This is a genomic window from Tessaracoccus flavescens (assembly GCF_001998865.1).
Lineage (GTDB): Bacteria > Actinomycetota > Actinomycetes > Propionibacteriales > Propionibacteriaceae > Arachnia > Arachnia flavescens.
In genome coordinates this window covers 839,064-853,862 of record NZ_CP019607.1, presented here as the reverse complement: position 1 = coordinate 853,862, position 14,799 = coordinate 839,064, and the positions used below count along the sequence as shown (strand labels likewise).

At 67.2% G+C, this 14,799-nt stretch carries 12 protein-coding genes; 11 read left to right on the top strand and 1 reads right to left on the bottom strand.

Annotated elements, in window-relative coordinates; all coding sequences use genetic code 11:
- Window positions 1-74 precede the first annotated feature (74 nt).
- Both BW733_RS04140 and BW733_RS04135 read left to right on the top strand, forming a co-directional pair.
- Window positions 75-1,643 (top strand): ABC transporter permease subunit, encoded by a 1,569-nt coding sequence (locus tag BW733_RS04140; protein ID WP_237268293.1) that lies wholly within the window; start codon window positions 75-77, stop codon window positions 1,641-1,643.
- A complete protein-coding gene (locus BW733_RS04135; protein ID WP_077348147.1) occupies window positions 1,643-2,530 on the top strand; it encodes a sugar ABC transporter permease in 888 nt (295 codons plus the stop codon). The genes BW733_RS04140 and BW733_RS04135 overlap by 1 nt, the downstream gene beginning before the upstream one ends.
- A 180-nt stretch (window positions 2,531-2,710) precedes the next feature.
- Here BW733_RS04135 and BW733_RS04130 read toward each other — a convergent pair whose 3' ends face one another.
- Window positions 2,711-3,361 carry a helix-turn-helix transcriptional regulator gene (locus tag BW733_RS04130; protein WP_161490124.1) on the bottom strand — a complete coding sequence of 217 codons (651 nt, stop codon included), beginning with the start codon at window positions 3,359-3,361 and terminating at the stop codon, window positions 2,711-2,713.
- 71 nt (window positions 3,362-3,432) lie between these two features.
- Between BW733_RS04130 and moaA the strand changes: the two genes are divergently transcribed.
- From moaA to BW733_RS04085, 9 genes are read left to right on the top strand one after another with little or no spacing between them, the layout of a single operon-like run.
- Entirely contained in the window at window positions 3,433-4,452 is a 1,020-nt protein-coding gene (gene moaA, locus BW733_RS04125; protein WP_077348143.1) for a GTP 3',8-cyclase MoaA, read from the top strand.
- A 22-nt stretch (window positions 4,453-4,474) separates the two neighbouring features.
- Window positions 4,475-4,714: a MoaD/ThiS family protein gene (locus BW733_RS04120; RefSeq protein WP_077348141.1), complete on the top strand. Its 240-nt coding sequence runs from the start codon at window positions 4,475-4,477 to the stop codon at window positions 4,712-4,714.
- A 45-nt stretch (window positions 4,715-4,759) separates the two neighbouring features.
- Window positions 4,760-5,329 (top strand): molybdenum cofactor guanylyltransferase, encoded by a 570-nt coding sequence (gene mobA / locus BW733_RS04115; RefSeq protein ID WP_152024553.1) that lies wholly within the window; start codon window positions 4,760-4,762, stop codon window positions 5,327-5,329.
- A 37-nt stretch (window positions 5,330-5,366) separates the two neighbouring features.
- On the top strand, window positions 5,367-9,080 hold the full coding sequence (locus BW733_RS04110) for a nitrate reductase subunit alpha (protein ID WP_077348137.1): 3,714 nt from the start codon (window positions 5,367-5,369) through the stop codon (window positions 9,078-9,080).
- Window positions 9,080-10,669: a nitrate reductase subunit beta gene (narH, locus tag BW733_RS04105; RefSeq protein ID WP_077348135.1), complete on the top strand. Its 1,590-nt coding sequence runs from the start codon at window positions 9,080-9,082 to the stop codon at window positions 10,667-10,669. The genes BW733_RS04110 and narH overlap by 1 nt, the downstream gene beginning before the upstream one ends.
- Window positions 10,669-11,280, top strand: coding sequence for a nitrate reductase molybdenum cofactor assembly chaperone (gene narJ, locus BW733_RS04100; protein WP_077348133.1), 612 nt, complete (start codon window positions 10,669-10,671; stop codon window positions 11,278-11,280). Before narH ends, narJ begins: the two co-directional genes overlap by 1 nt.
- Entirely contained in the window at window positions 11,277-12,032 is a 756-nt protein-coding gene (gene narI / locus BW733_RS04095) for a respiratory nitrate reductase subunit gamma (RefSeq protein WP_077348131.1), read from the top strand. Before narJ ends, narI begins: the two co-directional genes overlap by 4 nt.
- Window positions 12,033-13,373, top strand: a complete 1,341-nt coding sequence (locus BW733_RS04090; RefSeq protein ID WP_077348129.1) for an MFS transporter — start codon at window positions 12,033-12,035, stop codon at window positions 13,371-13,373.
- Entirely contained in the window at window positions 13,370-14,758 is a 1,389-nt protein-coding gene (locus BW733_RS04085) for an MFS transporter (protein ID WP_077348127.1), read from the top strand. The genes BW733_RS04090 and BW733_RS04085 overlap by 4 nt, the downstream gene beginning before the upstream one ends.
- The last annotated feature ends 41 nt before the right edge of the window (window positions 14,759-14,799 follow it).

The window sequence follows — 14,799 nt, the reverse complement described above, 5'->3', positions numbered from 1 at the left end:
GAGACTAGGCTGAGGGTTGCGGGACGCTGTCCCGCAACCCTCAGTCGTCGCAACGAAGCGAAGGAGAACCAATTGTGAGCCCTCCGACAACACCGTCGAGACTCTCCCACGCGCGCGATCTGTCGCGCCCAGGCTTCTACGTGAAGCTCGTGCTCGTCATGCTCGTCAACGCGATGGGCGTCTACGGCATCATGGCCTGCATCCCACTGGAGGAGTGGGGAGTGCTCGCCTTCCTGGTGGTGACGTTGCTCGTCGTCGACTACGTCTACTTCTCGAATCGGGCCATCCCGGCGAAGTACCTCGTGCCGGGGCTGATCTTTCTGGCCGTGTTCCAGATCTACGTGATGGTCAACACCGCCTATGTCGCCTTCACCAACTACGGCGACGGGCACAACGACAACAAGTCCGCCGCCATCACCCAGATCATGAAGACCTCTGACCGAAGAGTCGACGGCACCCCCACCTACCCGCTCACCGTGCTCGACCGCGACGGCAGGATCGCCTTCGCGATCGTCCAGGACGGCGAGGCGAAGGTGGGTGACGCCGAGACCCCGCTCGCACCCGCAGACGGGGCGACCGTCGAGGGGGAGAAGGTCACAGAAGTCGAGGGCGCGGAGGTGCTCAACCTCGGCCAGATCCAGCAGCGCCAGAAGGAAGTGCTCGATCTGCGCGTCTCGATGACCGACGATCCCGCCGACGGCTGGCTGCGCACCGACAACGGGACCATGGCCTACGTCGCGAAGTCGACGCTGACCTATGACGAGGCGGCAGACACCTTCACGACCGCGGACGGAAAGGTCTTTAAGGCCGACCCCTCGCGGGGACTCTTCGTCGCAGAAGACGGCTCGACGCTCAGCCCCGGCTGGCGGGTCAATGTCGGCTTCGACAACTTCACCCAGATGTTCAGCGACAGCCGACTGGCCGGGCCCTTCGTGAAGTCGCTCGTCTGGTCCTTCGCCTTCGCCATCCTCTCGGTGCTGACCACCTTCGCGATGGGCATGCTCCTCGCGGTCGTGTTCAACGACCCGCGCGTCAAGGGCCGCGTTCTCTACCGCGCGCTGTTCATCCTTCCTTACGCCTTCCCTGCCTTCCTGGCCGCCCTCGTGTGGAGAGGCCTGCTCAACAGGGAGTTCGGGTTCATCAACCAGGTGTTGCTTGGAGGCGCAGACATCAACTGGTTGGGCGACGGCAACCTCGCCAAGTTGTCGATCCTGCTCGTGAACCTGTGGCTCGGCTTCCCGTACATGTTCCTCGTGTGCACCGGGGCGCTGCAGTCGATCCCCGGTGAGCTCACAGAGGCGGGGATCATGGACGGAGCCGGCCCTCTGCGTCGCTTCGGGTCGATCACCCTTCCGCTCCTGCTTGTCTCGGTCGCACCGCTGCTGATCTCCAGCTTCGCGTTCAACTTCAACAACTTCTCGCTGATCTTCATGCTCACGGGAGGTGGGCCCAACTATCCGGGAGCCCCGTATCCGCTCGGTGAGACCGACATCCTGATCTCGATGGTCTACGCCATCGCCTTCGAGGGCGGCGAGAGGCAGTACGGCCTGGCCAGCGCCATGTCGATCCTGATCTTCGTCGTGGTCGGCCTCATCTCGTGGCTCGGCTTCCGTCAGACCCGCAAGCTCGAGGAGGTGCTGTGATGGCAACGCGAATCGCCACCGGCGACAACGAAACCCGCCTGCGCGGCGCACGCTGGTGGAAGGAAGTGGGCTGGAAGCACATCTTCGCGATCGCGGTGATCGTCTTCGCGATCTTCCCGCTGCTCTACGTGCTTTCGGCCTCGTTCAACCCGACCGGAACGCTCACCGGCTCGACGTCGCTGTTCAGCGCCTTCACGATGGACCACTACATCAGGCTGTTCGGCACCGACTTCCCGAAGTGGATGCTCAACTCCTTCATCGTGAGCACCACGACCGCCATCGGAACCGTCGTCATGGCGGCCGCGGCCGCCTATGCGTTCAGCCGGTTCCGGTTCAAGGGGCGCCGCGGTGGCCTCACCGCGCTGCTGATCATCCAGATGTTTCCGCAGATGCTCGCCTTCGTCGCGATCTTCCTGCTGGTGACCACGCTCGGAGAGATCTTCCCCGTGCTCGGCATCGGGTCGAACCTCGCGCTGATCTGCGTCTACCTCGGCGGTGCGCTGGGGGCCAACACGTTCCTGATGTACGGCTTCTTCAACACCATTCCGAAGGAACTGGACGAGGCGGCAAAGATCGACGGCGCCACGCACGCCCAGATCTTCTGGGGCATCATGATGCGGCTCGTCACCCCGATCCTCGCCGTGGTCGGCCTGCTGAGCTTCGTCGGCTCCTACGGCGAGTTCATCCTCGCCCGCCTGGTGCTCGGCCGCCCGGAGAACTACACGCTCGCCGTCGGCCTCTACGTGTGGGGCTCCGACGAACGCAACGCGCCCTGGGCGCTGTTCGCAGCGGGCGCCGTGATCGCCGCCATCCCGGTGATCCTGCTGTTCATGTACCTGCAGAAGTACATCGTCTCCGGCCTGACCGCAGGCGGCGTCAAGGGCTGAGCCAGCCTCCGCGCGACGACGACGAGCGGCCCCGACCATCTTTCGAGATGGTCGGGGTCGCTTCGTCTCGGCTGGGATCGTGAGCACTTTTCCGGGCTCGTTGTGCGACACGCCGGGTGCGAGGGCCCTGGCGCGCAACGAACCCCGGAAAGTGCTCATCGCGAGGCTCGCGGGGAGCGGTCAGGCGCTGCGCTCGGCGTCGTCGGAGGCCACCTCGAAGGTCGCGTGGCAGAGCTTCGGGCCGATCTGGAGCTCGTCGGTGACCAGGTTGGAGCCGAAGGCGTCGAGGTAGCCGTCGAGGAAGCCGCGGTGCATGGAGCACACGAGCGGAAGCTGCTCCGGTTCGATGGTGGAGCGGAACGGGCAGCGGGTGAAGGTCACGGACGCGGCGTCTTGGGTGGTGCCGAACCCGCGCTCACCGAGATGGACGGCGAGCTCGGAGAGGGCCTCGCCGCTGGGCTGTTCCTGGGCCGCGACCGAGGCACCCCAGGTGCGGCCTGCCCCCTCCGCGCGAGCGCGGGCGTCGTCGGTCGGTTCGATGAATGAGCTGATCAGCACCTGGACGAGCTCGGTGAGATGCAGGTTGGAGATGCTCGGCGCCTCGCTCGTCGCGCTGAACACCAGCGGCGGCCGGCCCTGGGTGCCAGTCGCATTCACGGCCCGCTCGGCGTACCCGGCATCGACGAGCGCGTCCAGGTGGAAGCGCGCGGAGTTCTTGTGCAGGTCGAGCTCGTCTGCCACCTCCACCACGGACGTCGGCTCGGTGGCCGCCTGCAGCAGGGCGAGCACGCGGGCACGCGTCGGCCCGAGACCGTGCGGGGTGTTGGTCATGGATGCCATTGTGGCACCAGGGTTCGCGTTGACATACCGTGGTTCCATCCTGGGCGGTTAAGGTGAGGTCCATGCAGTTTACCCAATTGGTTGATGCTTACGGCAGGGTGGCGTCCGATCTGCGCGTCTCCCTGACCGATCGCTGCAACCTGCGTTGCACCTACTGCATGCCCGCCGAGGGGATGACCTGGCTGCCGACCGATGACACGCTGACCGACGATGAGGTCGTGCGCGTGGTCAAAGTCGCCGTCGAGCGGCTGGGCGTCACCCGCATCCGCTTCACCGGGGGCGAGCCGCTGCTGCGTCCACATCTTGAGCAGATCATCGCCGGCGCCGCCGAGTTGCGCGGCGCGAAGGGTCGCCCCGAGCTGGCCCTGACGACCAACGGGCTCGGCCTGGACAAGCGCATCGCGCGGCTGGCCGCCGCGGGCCTCGACCGGGTCAACATCTCGCTCGACTCGCTCGACCCCGTCCGCTACGCACAGCTCGCCCGACGCGACCGGCTGCACGACGTGCTGGCAAGCATCCGTGCCGTCGACGAGGCGGGGCTCCGGCCGGTCAAGATCAACACCGTCATCATGCGTGGGGTCAACGAGGTCGACATCGTGCCGCTGGCCGCCTTCTGTCTCGAGCGCGGCTACGAGCTGCGCTTCATCGAGCAGATGCCGCTTGGCCCGACGGGGGAGTGGCAGCGCTCCGACATGGTCACCGCCTCCGAGATCCTCGCCGAGCTCGGCACCCGGTTCGAACTCTCCGCGCTCGACGAGCCCCGCGGTTCGGCACCCGCCGAGCTGTGGAGCGTCGCGGCCGACGACACCCAGCCGGGCGGACGGCTCGGCGTGATCGCCTCGGTGACCAATCCCTTCTGCGGCGCGTGCGACCGCACCCGACTCACCTCCGACGGACAGGTGCGCACCTGCCTGTTCTCGCAGCGCGAGACGGACCTGCGTGCGATCCTGCGCGGAGGTGGGACGGTCGAGGACATCGTCGAGGCCTGGACGGGGGGGCACCGCGGCAAGGCGAAGGCGCACGGAATCAACGAGGCGGGCTTCATCCAGCCCGCCCGCACCATGAGCGCCATCGGCGGATGACCGGGCGCGGAAGGAGTGGAGCATGCAGGTCAGGTTCTTCGCAGGGGCCGCCGAGGCGGCGGGGGTAGAGGAGCGTCACGTCGCGGTCGACGGGCTCAACGGCCACGATCTGGTGGCGCTGCTCGGTGAGGGCAACGAGAAGCTCGGCCGCGTGCTTGCGGTGAGCTCGCTGCTAGCCGACGGCGCCCGCGTCAGTGACCTCGCGGCCCCGCTCGGCTCCGTCGAGCGGGTCGACGTGCTCCCGCCGTTTGCCGGAGGGTAGACGGTGGCCTGGGGGATCCTCCTCGCCGGAGGGAGATCCTCGCGGATGGGCACGGACAAGCTCGACCTCACTCTCGAGGGCAGGACCCTCGCCCAGCGCGGCGTCGACGCGCTGCTCAGCGTTGCGGACGTCGTCGTCGTGGCCTCGCCCCATCGGGAGGGATTCGACGATCCGCGGGTCGAGTTCGTGCTCGAGGACCCGCCCTTCGGCGGGCCCGTCGCAGGCATCGCCGCCGCCCTTGAGTGGCTGCCCGAGGGGGACGTGGAGGTCTATCTCCTGGCCGGCGACCTCGCCGATCCCGCGCCCCTGGTCGCACTGCTCGCCTCGGGAGTGCCCGGCGAGGACGGGCTCGCCCTGGTCGATGAGGAGGGATGGCCCCAGTATCTGGCCGGACGCTACCGTGCGAGCGCCCTGCGCAGGGTGGTATCGGGGGAGGTCCGCGACCGCTCGGTGCACCGGACGTTCCGGCCGTTGAGGCTCGCGCTGTCGCCCGTTGTCAGCGCGATGGCCGCCGATGTCGATACTCCCGAGCAGGCCCGACACGCCGGGATTGACCCAACGGAGAATCGCTGTGACAACCGGCGAAGCACGGATTTATCCAATTTAGACGAGTAAATCTGACAAAGTGGCCTTGTTCTGAAAAACTTGCCCCATGACTTCAGATTCCGCGCGCATCGACGGGCCGGCGTCAGACGCCCTGCTCAAGCTCGGCCGCTTCTTCACGAAGTGGGACGAGACCGACGACGGCCGCGCCGTCTTCCGCCAGGGCGGCCGGGCAGGCGACGTCTTCTACCGCGACCGGTGGAGCCACGACAAGGTGGTCCGCTCGACGCACGGTGTGAACTGCACGGGCTCATGCTCCTGGAAGGTGTACGTCAAGGACGGCATCATCACCTGGGAGTCGCAGCAGACCGACTACCCGACCACCGGCCCCGACCGTCCCGAGTACGAGCCCCGCGGCTGCCCCCGCGGCGCGGCCTTCTCGTGGTACACCTACTCGCCGACCCGGGTGCGTTTCCCCTACGCCCGCGGGGTTCTCGTCGAGATGTACCGCGAGGCGAAGCAGAGGCTCGGCGACCCCGTCGAGGCCTTCCGTGAGATTTCGACCGACCCGGTGAAGCGCCGCCGCTACCAGCAGGCCCGCGGCAAGGGCGGCCTCGTGCGCATCTCGTGGGACGAGGCCATGGAGATCGCCGCCGCGTCCTACGTCAACACCATCAAGTTCTACGGCCCCGACCGCTGCGTCTCGTTCTCGCCGATCCCTGCCATGAGCATGGTCAGCCACGCCATCGGCACCCGGTTCACGCACCTCATCGGCGGCGCCATGACCAGCTTCTACGACTGGTACGCCGACCTGCCGGTCGCCAGCCCGCAGGTCTTCGGCGACCAGACCGATGTGCCCGAGTCGGGCGACTGGTGGGACGCCACCTACCTGATGATGTGGGGCTCCAACGTCCCCGTCACCCGTACCCCCGACGCGCACTGGATGGCCGAGGTCCGCTACCGCGGCACGAAGGTCGTCACGGTCAGCCCCGACTACGCGGACAACGTGAAGTTCGCAGACGAGTGGCTCCCGGCCCAGGCCGGCACCGACGCCGCCCTGGCCATGGCGATGGGCCACGTCATCCTCAAGGAGAACTTCGTCGACCGGAAGGTCGAATACTTCGACTCCTACGCCAAGCAGTACACCGACCTCGGCATGCTGATCACCCTTGTCGACCACCCGGAGGGCCACGGCCTCGTGCCTGGCAAGTTCCTGACCGCGGCCGATCTCGAGGCGGAGTCCGGTCGCACCGATGCCGCGTTCAAGACGGTCTTGTGGGACGAGGCCGCAGGCGCCCCCGCGATCCCCAACGGCTCCATGGGCTTCCGGTACAACGAGTCCGACGAGGGCCAGTGGAACCTGGAGCTCGGCGAGATCAAGCCTGCGCTCAGCCTGATCGACCAGGCAGACGCCGACGCCGTCGAGGTCTCGCTGCCCTGCTTCGAGGACCCGAGGGGTGAGGGCAGCATCATCCGCCGCGGCGTCCCCGCCCGCGTCGTGGAGGGCAAGCTCGTCACGACGGTCTTCGACCTGATGCTCGCCCAGTACGGCGTCCAGCGCGAAGGCCTCCCCGGCACCTGGGCACAGGGCTACGACGACGCCACCGTCCCGTACACCCCCGCCTGGCAGGCGGAGATCACCTCCGTGCCAGCCGAGGCGTGCCTGCGCATCGCGCGCGAGTTCGCATCGAACTCGGAGGAGTCGAAGGGCCGCACGATGATCATCATCGGCGCGGGCATCTGCCACTGGTTCCACGCAGACGTCACCTACCGCGCCATCATCGCCCTGCTCATGATGACCGGCTGCATCGGCCGCAACGGCGGTGGCTGGGCCCACTACGTCGGCCAGGAGAAGTGCCGCCCGATGACGGGCTGGTTCAACATGGCAAACGCCCTCGACTGGTCGCGCCCGCCGCGCACCATGATCGGCACCGGCTACTGGTACATGCACACCGACCAGTGGCGAACCGACGGCTTCTCGGCCGACCGGATCAAGTCGCCCCTGTCGACCGGCTCGCTCGACGGCATGCACACCGCCGACTCGATGGCGCTCGCGCACCGGCTCGGCTGGATGCCGTTCTACCCCCAGTTCGACGTCAACCCGCTCGACCTCGCGGACGAGGCGGCAGCGGCTGTCGAACGGGGAGAGTACGAGACGCCGCAGGCCTTCGTCGCGGCGAAGCTGAAGTCCGGCGAGCTGAAGAGCTCGGTCGAGGACATCGACGCGCCGCAGAACTGGCCCCGCACGATGATCCTGTGGCGCTCGAACCTGTTCGGCTCGTCGGCCAAGGGCAACGAGTACTTCCTCAAGCACCTGCTCGGCACGCACAACAACGTGATGCCGAACGGGTACGGCACCGACGACCGTCCCCGCGACGTGGTCTGGCACGAGGAGGCGCCCGAGGGGAAGCTCGACCTGCTGATCACGGCCGACTTCCGCATGACGTCGTCGACCCTGCTCTCCGACATCGTGCTCCCGGCCGCAACCTGGTACGAGAAGCACGACCTGAGCTCGACCGACATGCACCCCTACGTGCACGCGTTCACCCCGGCCATCGACCCGCCGTGGGAGACGCGCACCGACTACGAGATCTTCACCGAGCTCGCGCTCAAGCTCTCCGAGATGGCGAAGGGCAGGCTCGACACGAGGCGCGACCTGGTGGCCGTCCCCCTGCAGCACGACACGCCCGGGCAGATCGCCCAGCCCGGAGGACACGTGCCCGACTGGAAGGGCACCGACCGCGACGTCGTACCGGGGAGGAACGCGCCGGTGCTGGCCGTGGTGGAGCGCGACTACACGGCGATCGCCGACAAGCTCGCCACCGTCGGCCCACTCGCCGAGAACCTCGGCTTTACGATCAAGAACATCAACTACGACGTCAGCCACCAGGTCGACCGGCTGGCGAAGCTGCACGGCGTGTTCCCGTCGGGCCCGGCCGAGGGCCGGCCCGCGATCAACACCGACTCCCGCCTCGCGGAGGCCATCCTGACCTTCTCCGGCACCACCAACGGCGAGCTCGCGACCCAGGGCTTCCGCACCCTCGAGAGGAAGACCGGGCGCGAACTGGTGGACCTGTCCCTCGGGTCCGAGGAGAAGCTGATCACCTTCGCCCAGACGCAGGCCTCGCCGCAGCCGGTGATCACGTCACCGGAATGGTCCGGCTCCGAGACCGGCGGACGACGCTACGCCGCGTTCACCATCAACACCGAGCGGCTCAAGCCCTGGCACACGCTGTCAGGCAGGATGCACTTCTTCCTCGACCACGACTGGATGACCGACGCGGGGGAGAACCTTCCGACGTTCCGGCCCCCGCTCGACATGACAGCCGCCTACGGCGAGCCGGAGCTCGGCCCCAACGGCGAGAAGGCGATCACGCTGCGCTACCTGACGGTGCACAACAAGTGGTCGATCCACTCCGAGTACCAGGACAACCTGTTCATGCTCTCCCTCGGACGGGGAGGGCCCCAGGCGTGGCTGTCGGTCGACGACGCGAAGTCGATCGGCGTCAAGGACAACGACTGGATCGAGCTGACCAACGCCAACGGCGTCTTCGTCGCCCGCGCCGTGGTCACCCCGAAGCTGCCCGACGGCATCTGCTACGTGCAGCACGCGCAGGAACGCACCATCGACATGCCCAAGTCGGAGGCCACCGGCCGCCGCGGAGGCATCCACAACTCGGTGACCCGCATCCTGCTCAAGGCCACCCACCTCATCGGCGGGTACGCCCACCAGGCCTACGCGTTCAACTACATCGGCCCAACCGGCGTGCAGCGGGACATCGTCTCGACGGTGCGCCGCCGCTCCCAGGAGGTTCAGTACTGATGGCCAAGCAGCGACGCGTCATGGCCCAGGTGGCCATGGTGATGAACCTGGACAAGTGCATCGGCTGCCACACCTGCTCCGTGACCTGCAAGCAGGCGTGGACCAACCGCGCGGGCACCGAGTACGTGTGGTTCAACAACGTCGAGACCCGCCCGGGCCTCGGCTACCCGCGCACCTACGAGGACCAGGAGAAGTGGCAGGGCGGCTGGGTCCGGACCAAGTCCGGCAAGCTCAAGCTCCGCTCGGGTGGCCGCTTCAAGAAGCTGCTCAGCATCTTCGCCTCGCCGGTGCAGCCGGGCATGGACGACTACTACGAGCCGTGGACCTACGACTACGAGCAGCTGATCCAGGCCCCGCTCGGCGACGATTTCCCGGTCGCCCGGCCCAAGTCGCTGATCACCGGAGACGACCTCGCGATCAAGGCCTCCGCCAACTGGGACGACTCGCTCGGCGGCATCGCCGAGACCATCGACGAGGACCCGGTGGTGAAGAAGCTCCGCGAGGAGGCCAACATCCAGATCAAGGCTGAGTACGAGAAGACCTTCATGTTCTTCGTGCCGCGCATCTGTGAGCACTGCCTCAACCCGTCGTGCATGGCGGCCTGCCCCTCCGGAGCCATCTACAAGCGGGCCGAGGACGGCATCGTGCTCGTCGACCAGGACCGCTGCCGCGGCTGGCGCCAGTGCATCACCGGCTGCCCCTACAAGAAGATCTACTTCAACCACCGCTCCGGCAAGGCCGAGAAGTGCACCATGTGCTACCCGCGCCTCGAGGTCGGGCTGCCGACGGTGTGCGCCGAGACGTGCGTCGGCCGGCTGCGCTACATCGGGGTCATCTTCTACGACGCGGACCGCGTCACCCAGGCGGCACTTGCCGACGAGAAGGACCTGTACGAGGCCCAGCTCGACCTGATGCTCGACCCGAACGATCCGCAGGTCGTGGCGGACGCCAAGGCCAACGACATCCCGACCGACTGGATCGCCGCCGCGCAGAAGTCGCCGGTGTACGCGCTGATCAAGCACTTCAAGGTCGCCCTGCCGCTGCACCCGGAGTACCGCACCATGCCGATGGTCTGGTACGTGCCGCCGCTGAGCCCCGTCGTCGACCTGCTCAAGTCGCAGGGCCACGACTCCGAGGCGGGAGGAAACCTGTTCGGTGCCATCGACGCGCTGCGGATCCCCGTGGAGTACCTGGCCGAGCTGTTCACAGCGGGCGACACCGAGGTGGTGACGCTCGTGCTGCAGAAGCTGGCAGCCATGCGCTCCTACATGCGCGACGTCACCCTCGGCCGCGACCGCCAGCCCGAACTCGCGGAGGCCGTCGGCATGGACCCGTCGGCGCTGGAGCAGATGTACCGGCTGCTGGCGATCGCCAAGTACGACGAGCGCTACGTCATCCCGAAGGCCCACACCGAGCAGGCTCACAACCTGGAGGAGATGGGCTGCTCCGTCGACTTCGAGGGAGGCCCGATGGGCACCGGCCCCTACGACCAGGACACGTTCGGATCGTCGTCCGGCCGCCTCGTCCCCGTCGCGATCGAGAGCTACGCCGACGCCAAGCGGCGGCAGCAGGATGCGAGCGGGGCCTGATGAACGCCGTCATCTTCCAGGCAGCAGCCCTGCTGCTCGGCTACCCCGATGAGAACCTGCTCGGCCGGCTCGACCTGATCGAGGAGGCCGCCGCGGAGGCGGGCGTCGCCGAACGCTTCGCCCCGACCATCGCGCACCTGCGCTCCATGCCGTTGATGGAACTGCAGTCGTGGCACGTGCAGGAGTTCGACCTGTCGCGTCGCCACGCCCTGCACCTGACCTACTGGACCGACGGCGACACCCGACGCCGCGGCGAGGTGCTCGCCTCGATCAAACAGACCTACCGCGACTCCGGCCTCGTCGTCGACCTCGACGGTGAGCTACCCGACTACCTGCCGATGGTGCTCGAGTTCACCGCGACCGGCGCCCCCGAGCTCGGCGTCGGGATGCTCAACACCTACCGGGCCTCGCTCGAACTGCTGCGGATCGGGCTCGCCGAGGACAAGCTGCCGCACGAGGGCGTGGTCGCCGCCATCTGCGACGTGCTCGGCGGGCCGTCGCCCAAGACGCGGGCAGAGGTGCGCGACCTGCTCACCTCGCCGCCCACCGAGACCGTCGGCCTCGAGCCGACCTTCCTGCCCTATCCGCAACTGCAAGGGAGCGTGCGATGAAGTTCCTGCTGTGGGGCGTCCTGCCCTACGTCGTCTTCCTGATCCTGATCGGCGGGCTGATCTGGCGCTACCGCTACGACCAGTTCAGCTGGACCACGCGCTCGTCGCAGCTGTACGAGTCAAAGCTGCTGAAGATCGCTTCCCCTCTGTTCCACTTCGCGCTGCTCGCCGTCCTGATGGGCCACCTCGTCGGGCTGCTGATCCCGAAGGCGTTCACCGACTGGATCGGCCTCAGCCAACACGCCTACCACCTCGGCGCCTTCTGGGGCGGCGGCCTGGCAGGCGTCGCCCTGATCGTCGGCCTCGTGCTGCTGATCGTGCGCCGCCGCACCACCGGTGCCGTGTTCAAGGCCACCACCTGGAACGACAAGTTCATGTACCTGGTGCTCGCCACCGTGATCGGGCTCGGCATGGTGTCCACCCTCACCGGTGACAAGACGCCCACCGGTGCAGAGCACAACTACCGCGAGACGGTCTCGGTCTGGTTCCGCTCCCTGTTCACCTTCCAGCCTGACGTCGACGCCATGGCCGCGGCGACCTGGCAGTTCCAGACCCACGTGGTGATCGGCATGCTGCTGTTCGCGATCATCCCGTTCACCCGCCTGGTGCACGCCTTCTCGGCGCCGTTCCACTACCTGTTCCGCCCCTACATCGTCTACCGGTCGCGCGACGTCTCCGCACGCCGGTCCGCCACCAAGGGTCGCGGCTGGGACCCGGTCGGCACCCGCGACAACCAGAAGGTGCGCAAGTAGATGAGCAAGCTGATCGAGGTCGGCCCCGTCCATGACACGGGAAAGGGGGCCGGCCGGGTACTGGCCATGTCCACGATCGCGTTCACGCTGATGTTCGCGGTGTGGCTGATGTTCGGCATCCTCGGCATCCCCATCCAGAAGGAACTGGGCCTCAGCGACGAACAGTTGTCGTGGATCTCCGCGCTCGCCGTGCTCAACGGCTCGATGTGGCGGCTGCCGGCAGGCATCCTCACGGACCGGATCGGCGGCCGGAAGGTGACGCTGTTCCTGCTGTTCGCCAGCGCCATTCCCGCCTACTTCGTGTCGTTCGCGAACAACTACGCCATGCTGCTGGTGCTCGCGTTCCTCGTCGGCTTCGCCGGCAACCTGTTCTCCGTCGGCACCGCCTGGAACTCCGCCTGGTTCGGCAAGGAGCGTCAGGGACTCGCGCTCGGCGTGTTCGGCGCGGGCAACGTCGGCGCCTCCGTCACGAAGTTCATCGGCCCGCCGCTGATCGCCGCAACCGCCGGCTCCACCTACTTCCTCGGCATCCAGGGCGGCTGGCGCCTGATCCCCGTGATCTACGCGGTGCTGCTCGTCATCGTCGGCATCCTGACCTGGGTCATCGTGCCCCGTCAGGACCGCGCGGCAGGCGCGTCCAAGCCGGTCAAGGAGATGCTGCAGCCGCTGAAGAACGTGCGGGTGTGGCGCTTCAGCCTGTACTACGTCGCCGTCTTCGGCGCCTACGTGGCGCTCTCGGCCTGGCTGCCCAAGTACTACGTCGACAACTTCGACGTCGACCTCACCGTCGCAGGCCTGCTGACGGCCACCTTCATCTTCCCCGCGTCGCTGCTGCGTCCCGTCGGCGGCTGGCTCTCCGACCGGTTCGGCGCCCGCAAGGTCATGTACTGGACCTTCGCCCTGATGCTGCTCACCAGCGGCATCCTGATGATGCCCAACGGCTACGTCACCGTCGTCCACCCCGACGGCGCCGAGACCCAGCACCTCCAGTACCAGATGGGGCTGCTGTGGTTCGTCATCCTCGTCTTCGTCCTCGGTTGCGCTATGGGTTTCGGCAAGGCGGCCGTCTTCAAGCACATCCCCGAGTACTTCCCGGACAACGTCGGCTCCGTCGGGGGCCTCGTCGGGATGCTCGGTGGACTCGGCGGGTTCTTCCTGCCTCCGCTGTTCGCCTACACCAAGACCTGGTCCGGGTTCCCGAGCAGCACGTTCTTCTGCATCTTCATCCTTGTGGCCATCTGCGGCCTCTGGATGCACATCACCATCGTCCGGATGCTGCACGACAAGTCTCCCGAACTCGCCGGCAACATCGACCGACCGCTTGAGGAGGCGCGTCCGTGAGCACCAAACCGGAAACCAAGGGAGACTGGCTCGTCTCCTGGGACACCGAAGACGAGTCCAAGTGGGACAAGAAGCTCGCCTGGAACACCCTGACCGTGACCACGGTGTCGCTGACGCTGTGCTTCGTGGCCTGGTTCCTGCCGAGCGCCATCATCCCGAAGCTGAACGCCCTCGGCTTCACCTTCACCGCATCGCAGCTGTACTGGATGGCGGCCATGCCCGGCCTGTCCGGCGGCCTGCTGCGCATCGTCTGGATGGTCCTCCCGCCGAAGATCGGCACCCGCAAGATGGTGACGCTGACCACCCTGCTGCTCCTGCTCCCGGTCCTCGGCTGGGGCTTTGAGGTGACAAACCCCGACGTTCCCTACTGGCGCCTGATGGCGCTCGCGTTCCTCGCGGGCATCGGCGGCGGCGCCTTCTCCGGGTTCATGGCGTCGACCTCCTACTTCTTCCCCAAGTCGAAGCAGGGCACCGCGCTCGGCATCCAGGCTGGCATCGGCAACTTCGGCGTCTCCCTCGTGCAGCTGCTCACCCCTTGGCTGATCAGCTTCGGCATGTTCACCTTCCTCGGCTCGCAGCAGATGGTGATGCCGGGCAAGGACCCGGTCACCGTCTGGTACCAGAACTCGGCGCTGGTCTACGTCCCGATCATCATCGTGGTGGCCATCTGGGCCTACATCGTGCTGCGCTCCGTGCCGGTCAAGGCGAGCATCAAGGAGCAGTTCGACATCTTCAGGAACCAGGACACCTGGTGGATGACGCTGCTCTACATCATGACCTTCGGCACCTTCTCGGGCCTCTCCGCCCAGTTCGGCCTGCTGATGGCCCACCTCTACGGGGCCGACAACCCGGCCATCGTGGAGGGAGCCGGCGCCTCGGCGACCCTGCTGATCGACGGCTACACCATCCCCGACCCGGTCAAGTTCGTCTTCCTCGGCCCGCTGGTCGGCGCAGGGGCCCGCATCGCGTTCTCGCCGCTGACCGACCGCATGGGTGGCGCGATCTGGACGCTCGTCTCGGGCGTCGGCCTGCTCGGCTCGATCATCTTCACGATCCCGTCGCTGACCCCCGACACCTCCAGCGCGGCGGCGCTGCAGGGCGGCTTCAACCAGTTCCTGTGGGGCATGCTGCTGATCTTCCTGTTCTCGGGCATCGGCAACGCCTCGACGTTCAAGCAGATGCCGATGATCTTCGAGAAGCGCCAGGCAGGAGGCGTGATCGGCTGGACCTCGGCCATCGCCGCGTTCGGGCCGTTCCTGTTCGGCGTCGGGCTCACGCTGATGAGCGCTACCACGTTCTACATCATCGGCGCCGCCTACGCGGTGCTGTGCATCGGCATCACCTGGTGGCGCTACGCGCGCAAGGGCGCAGCAAAGCCTAGCTGATCAGCCCATCGTGCGTGGACGGGGCGACTAGGGTTGTCCCG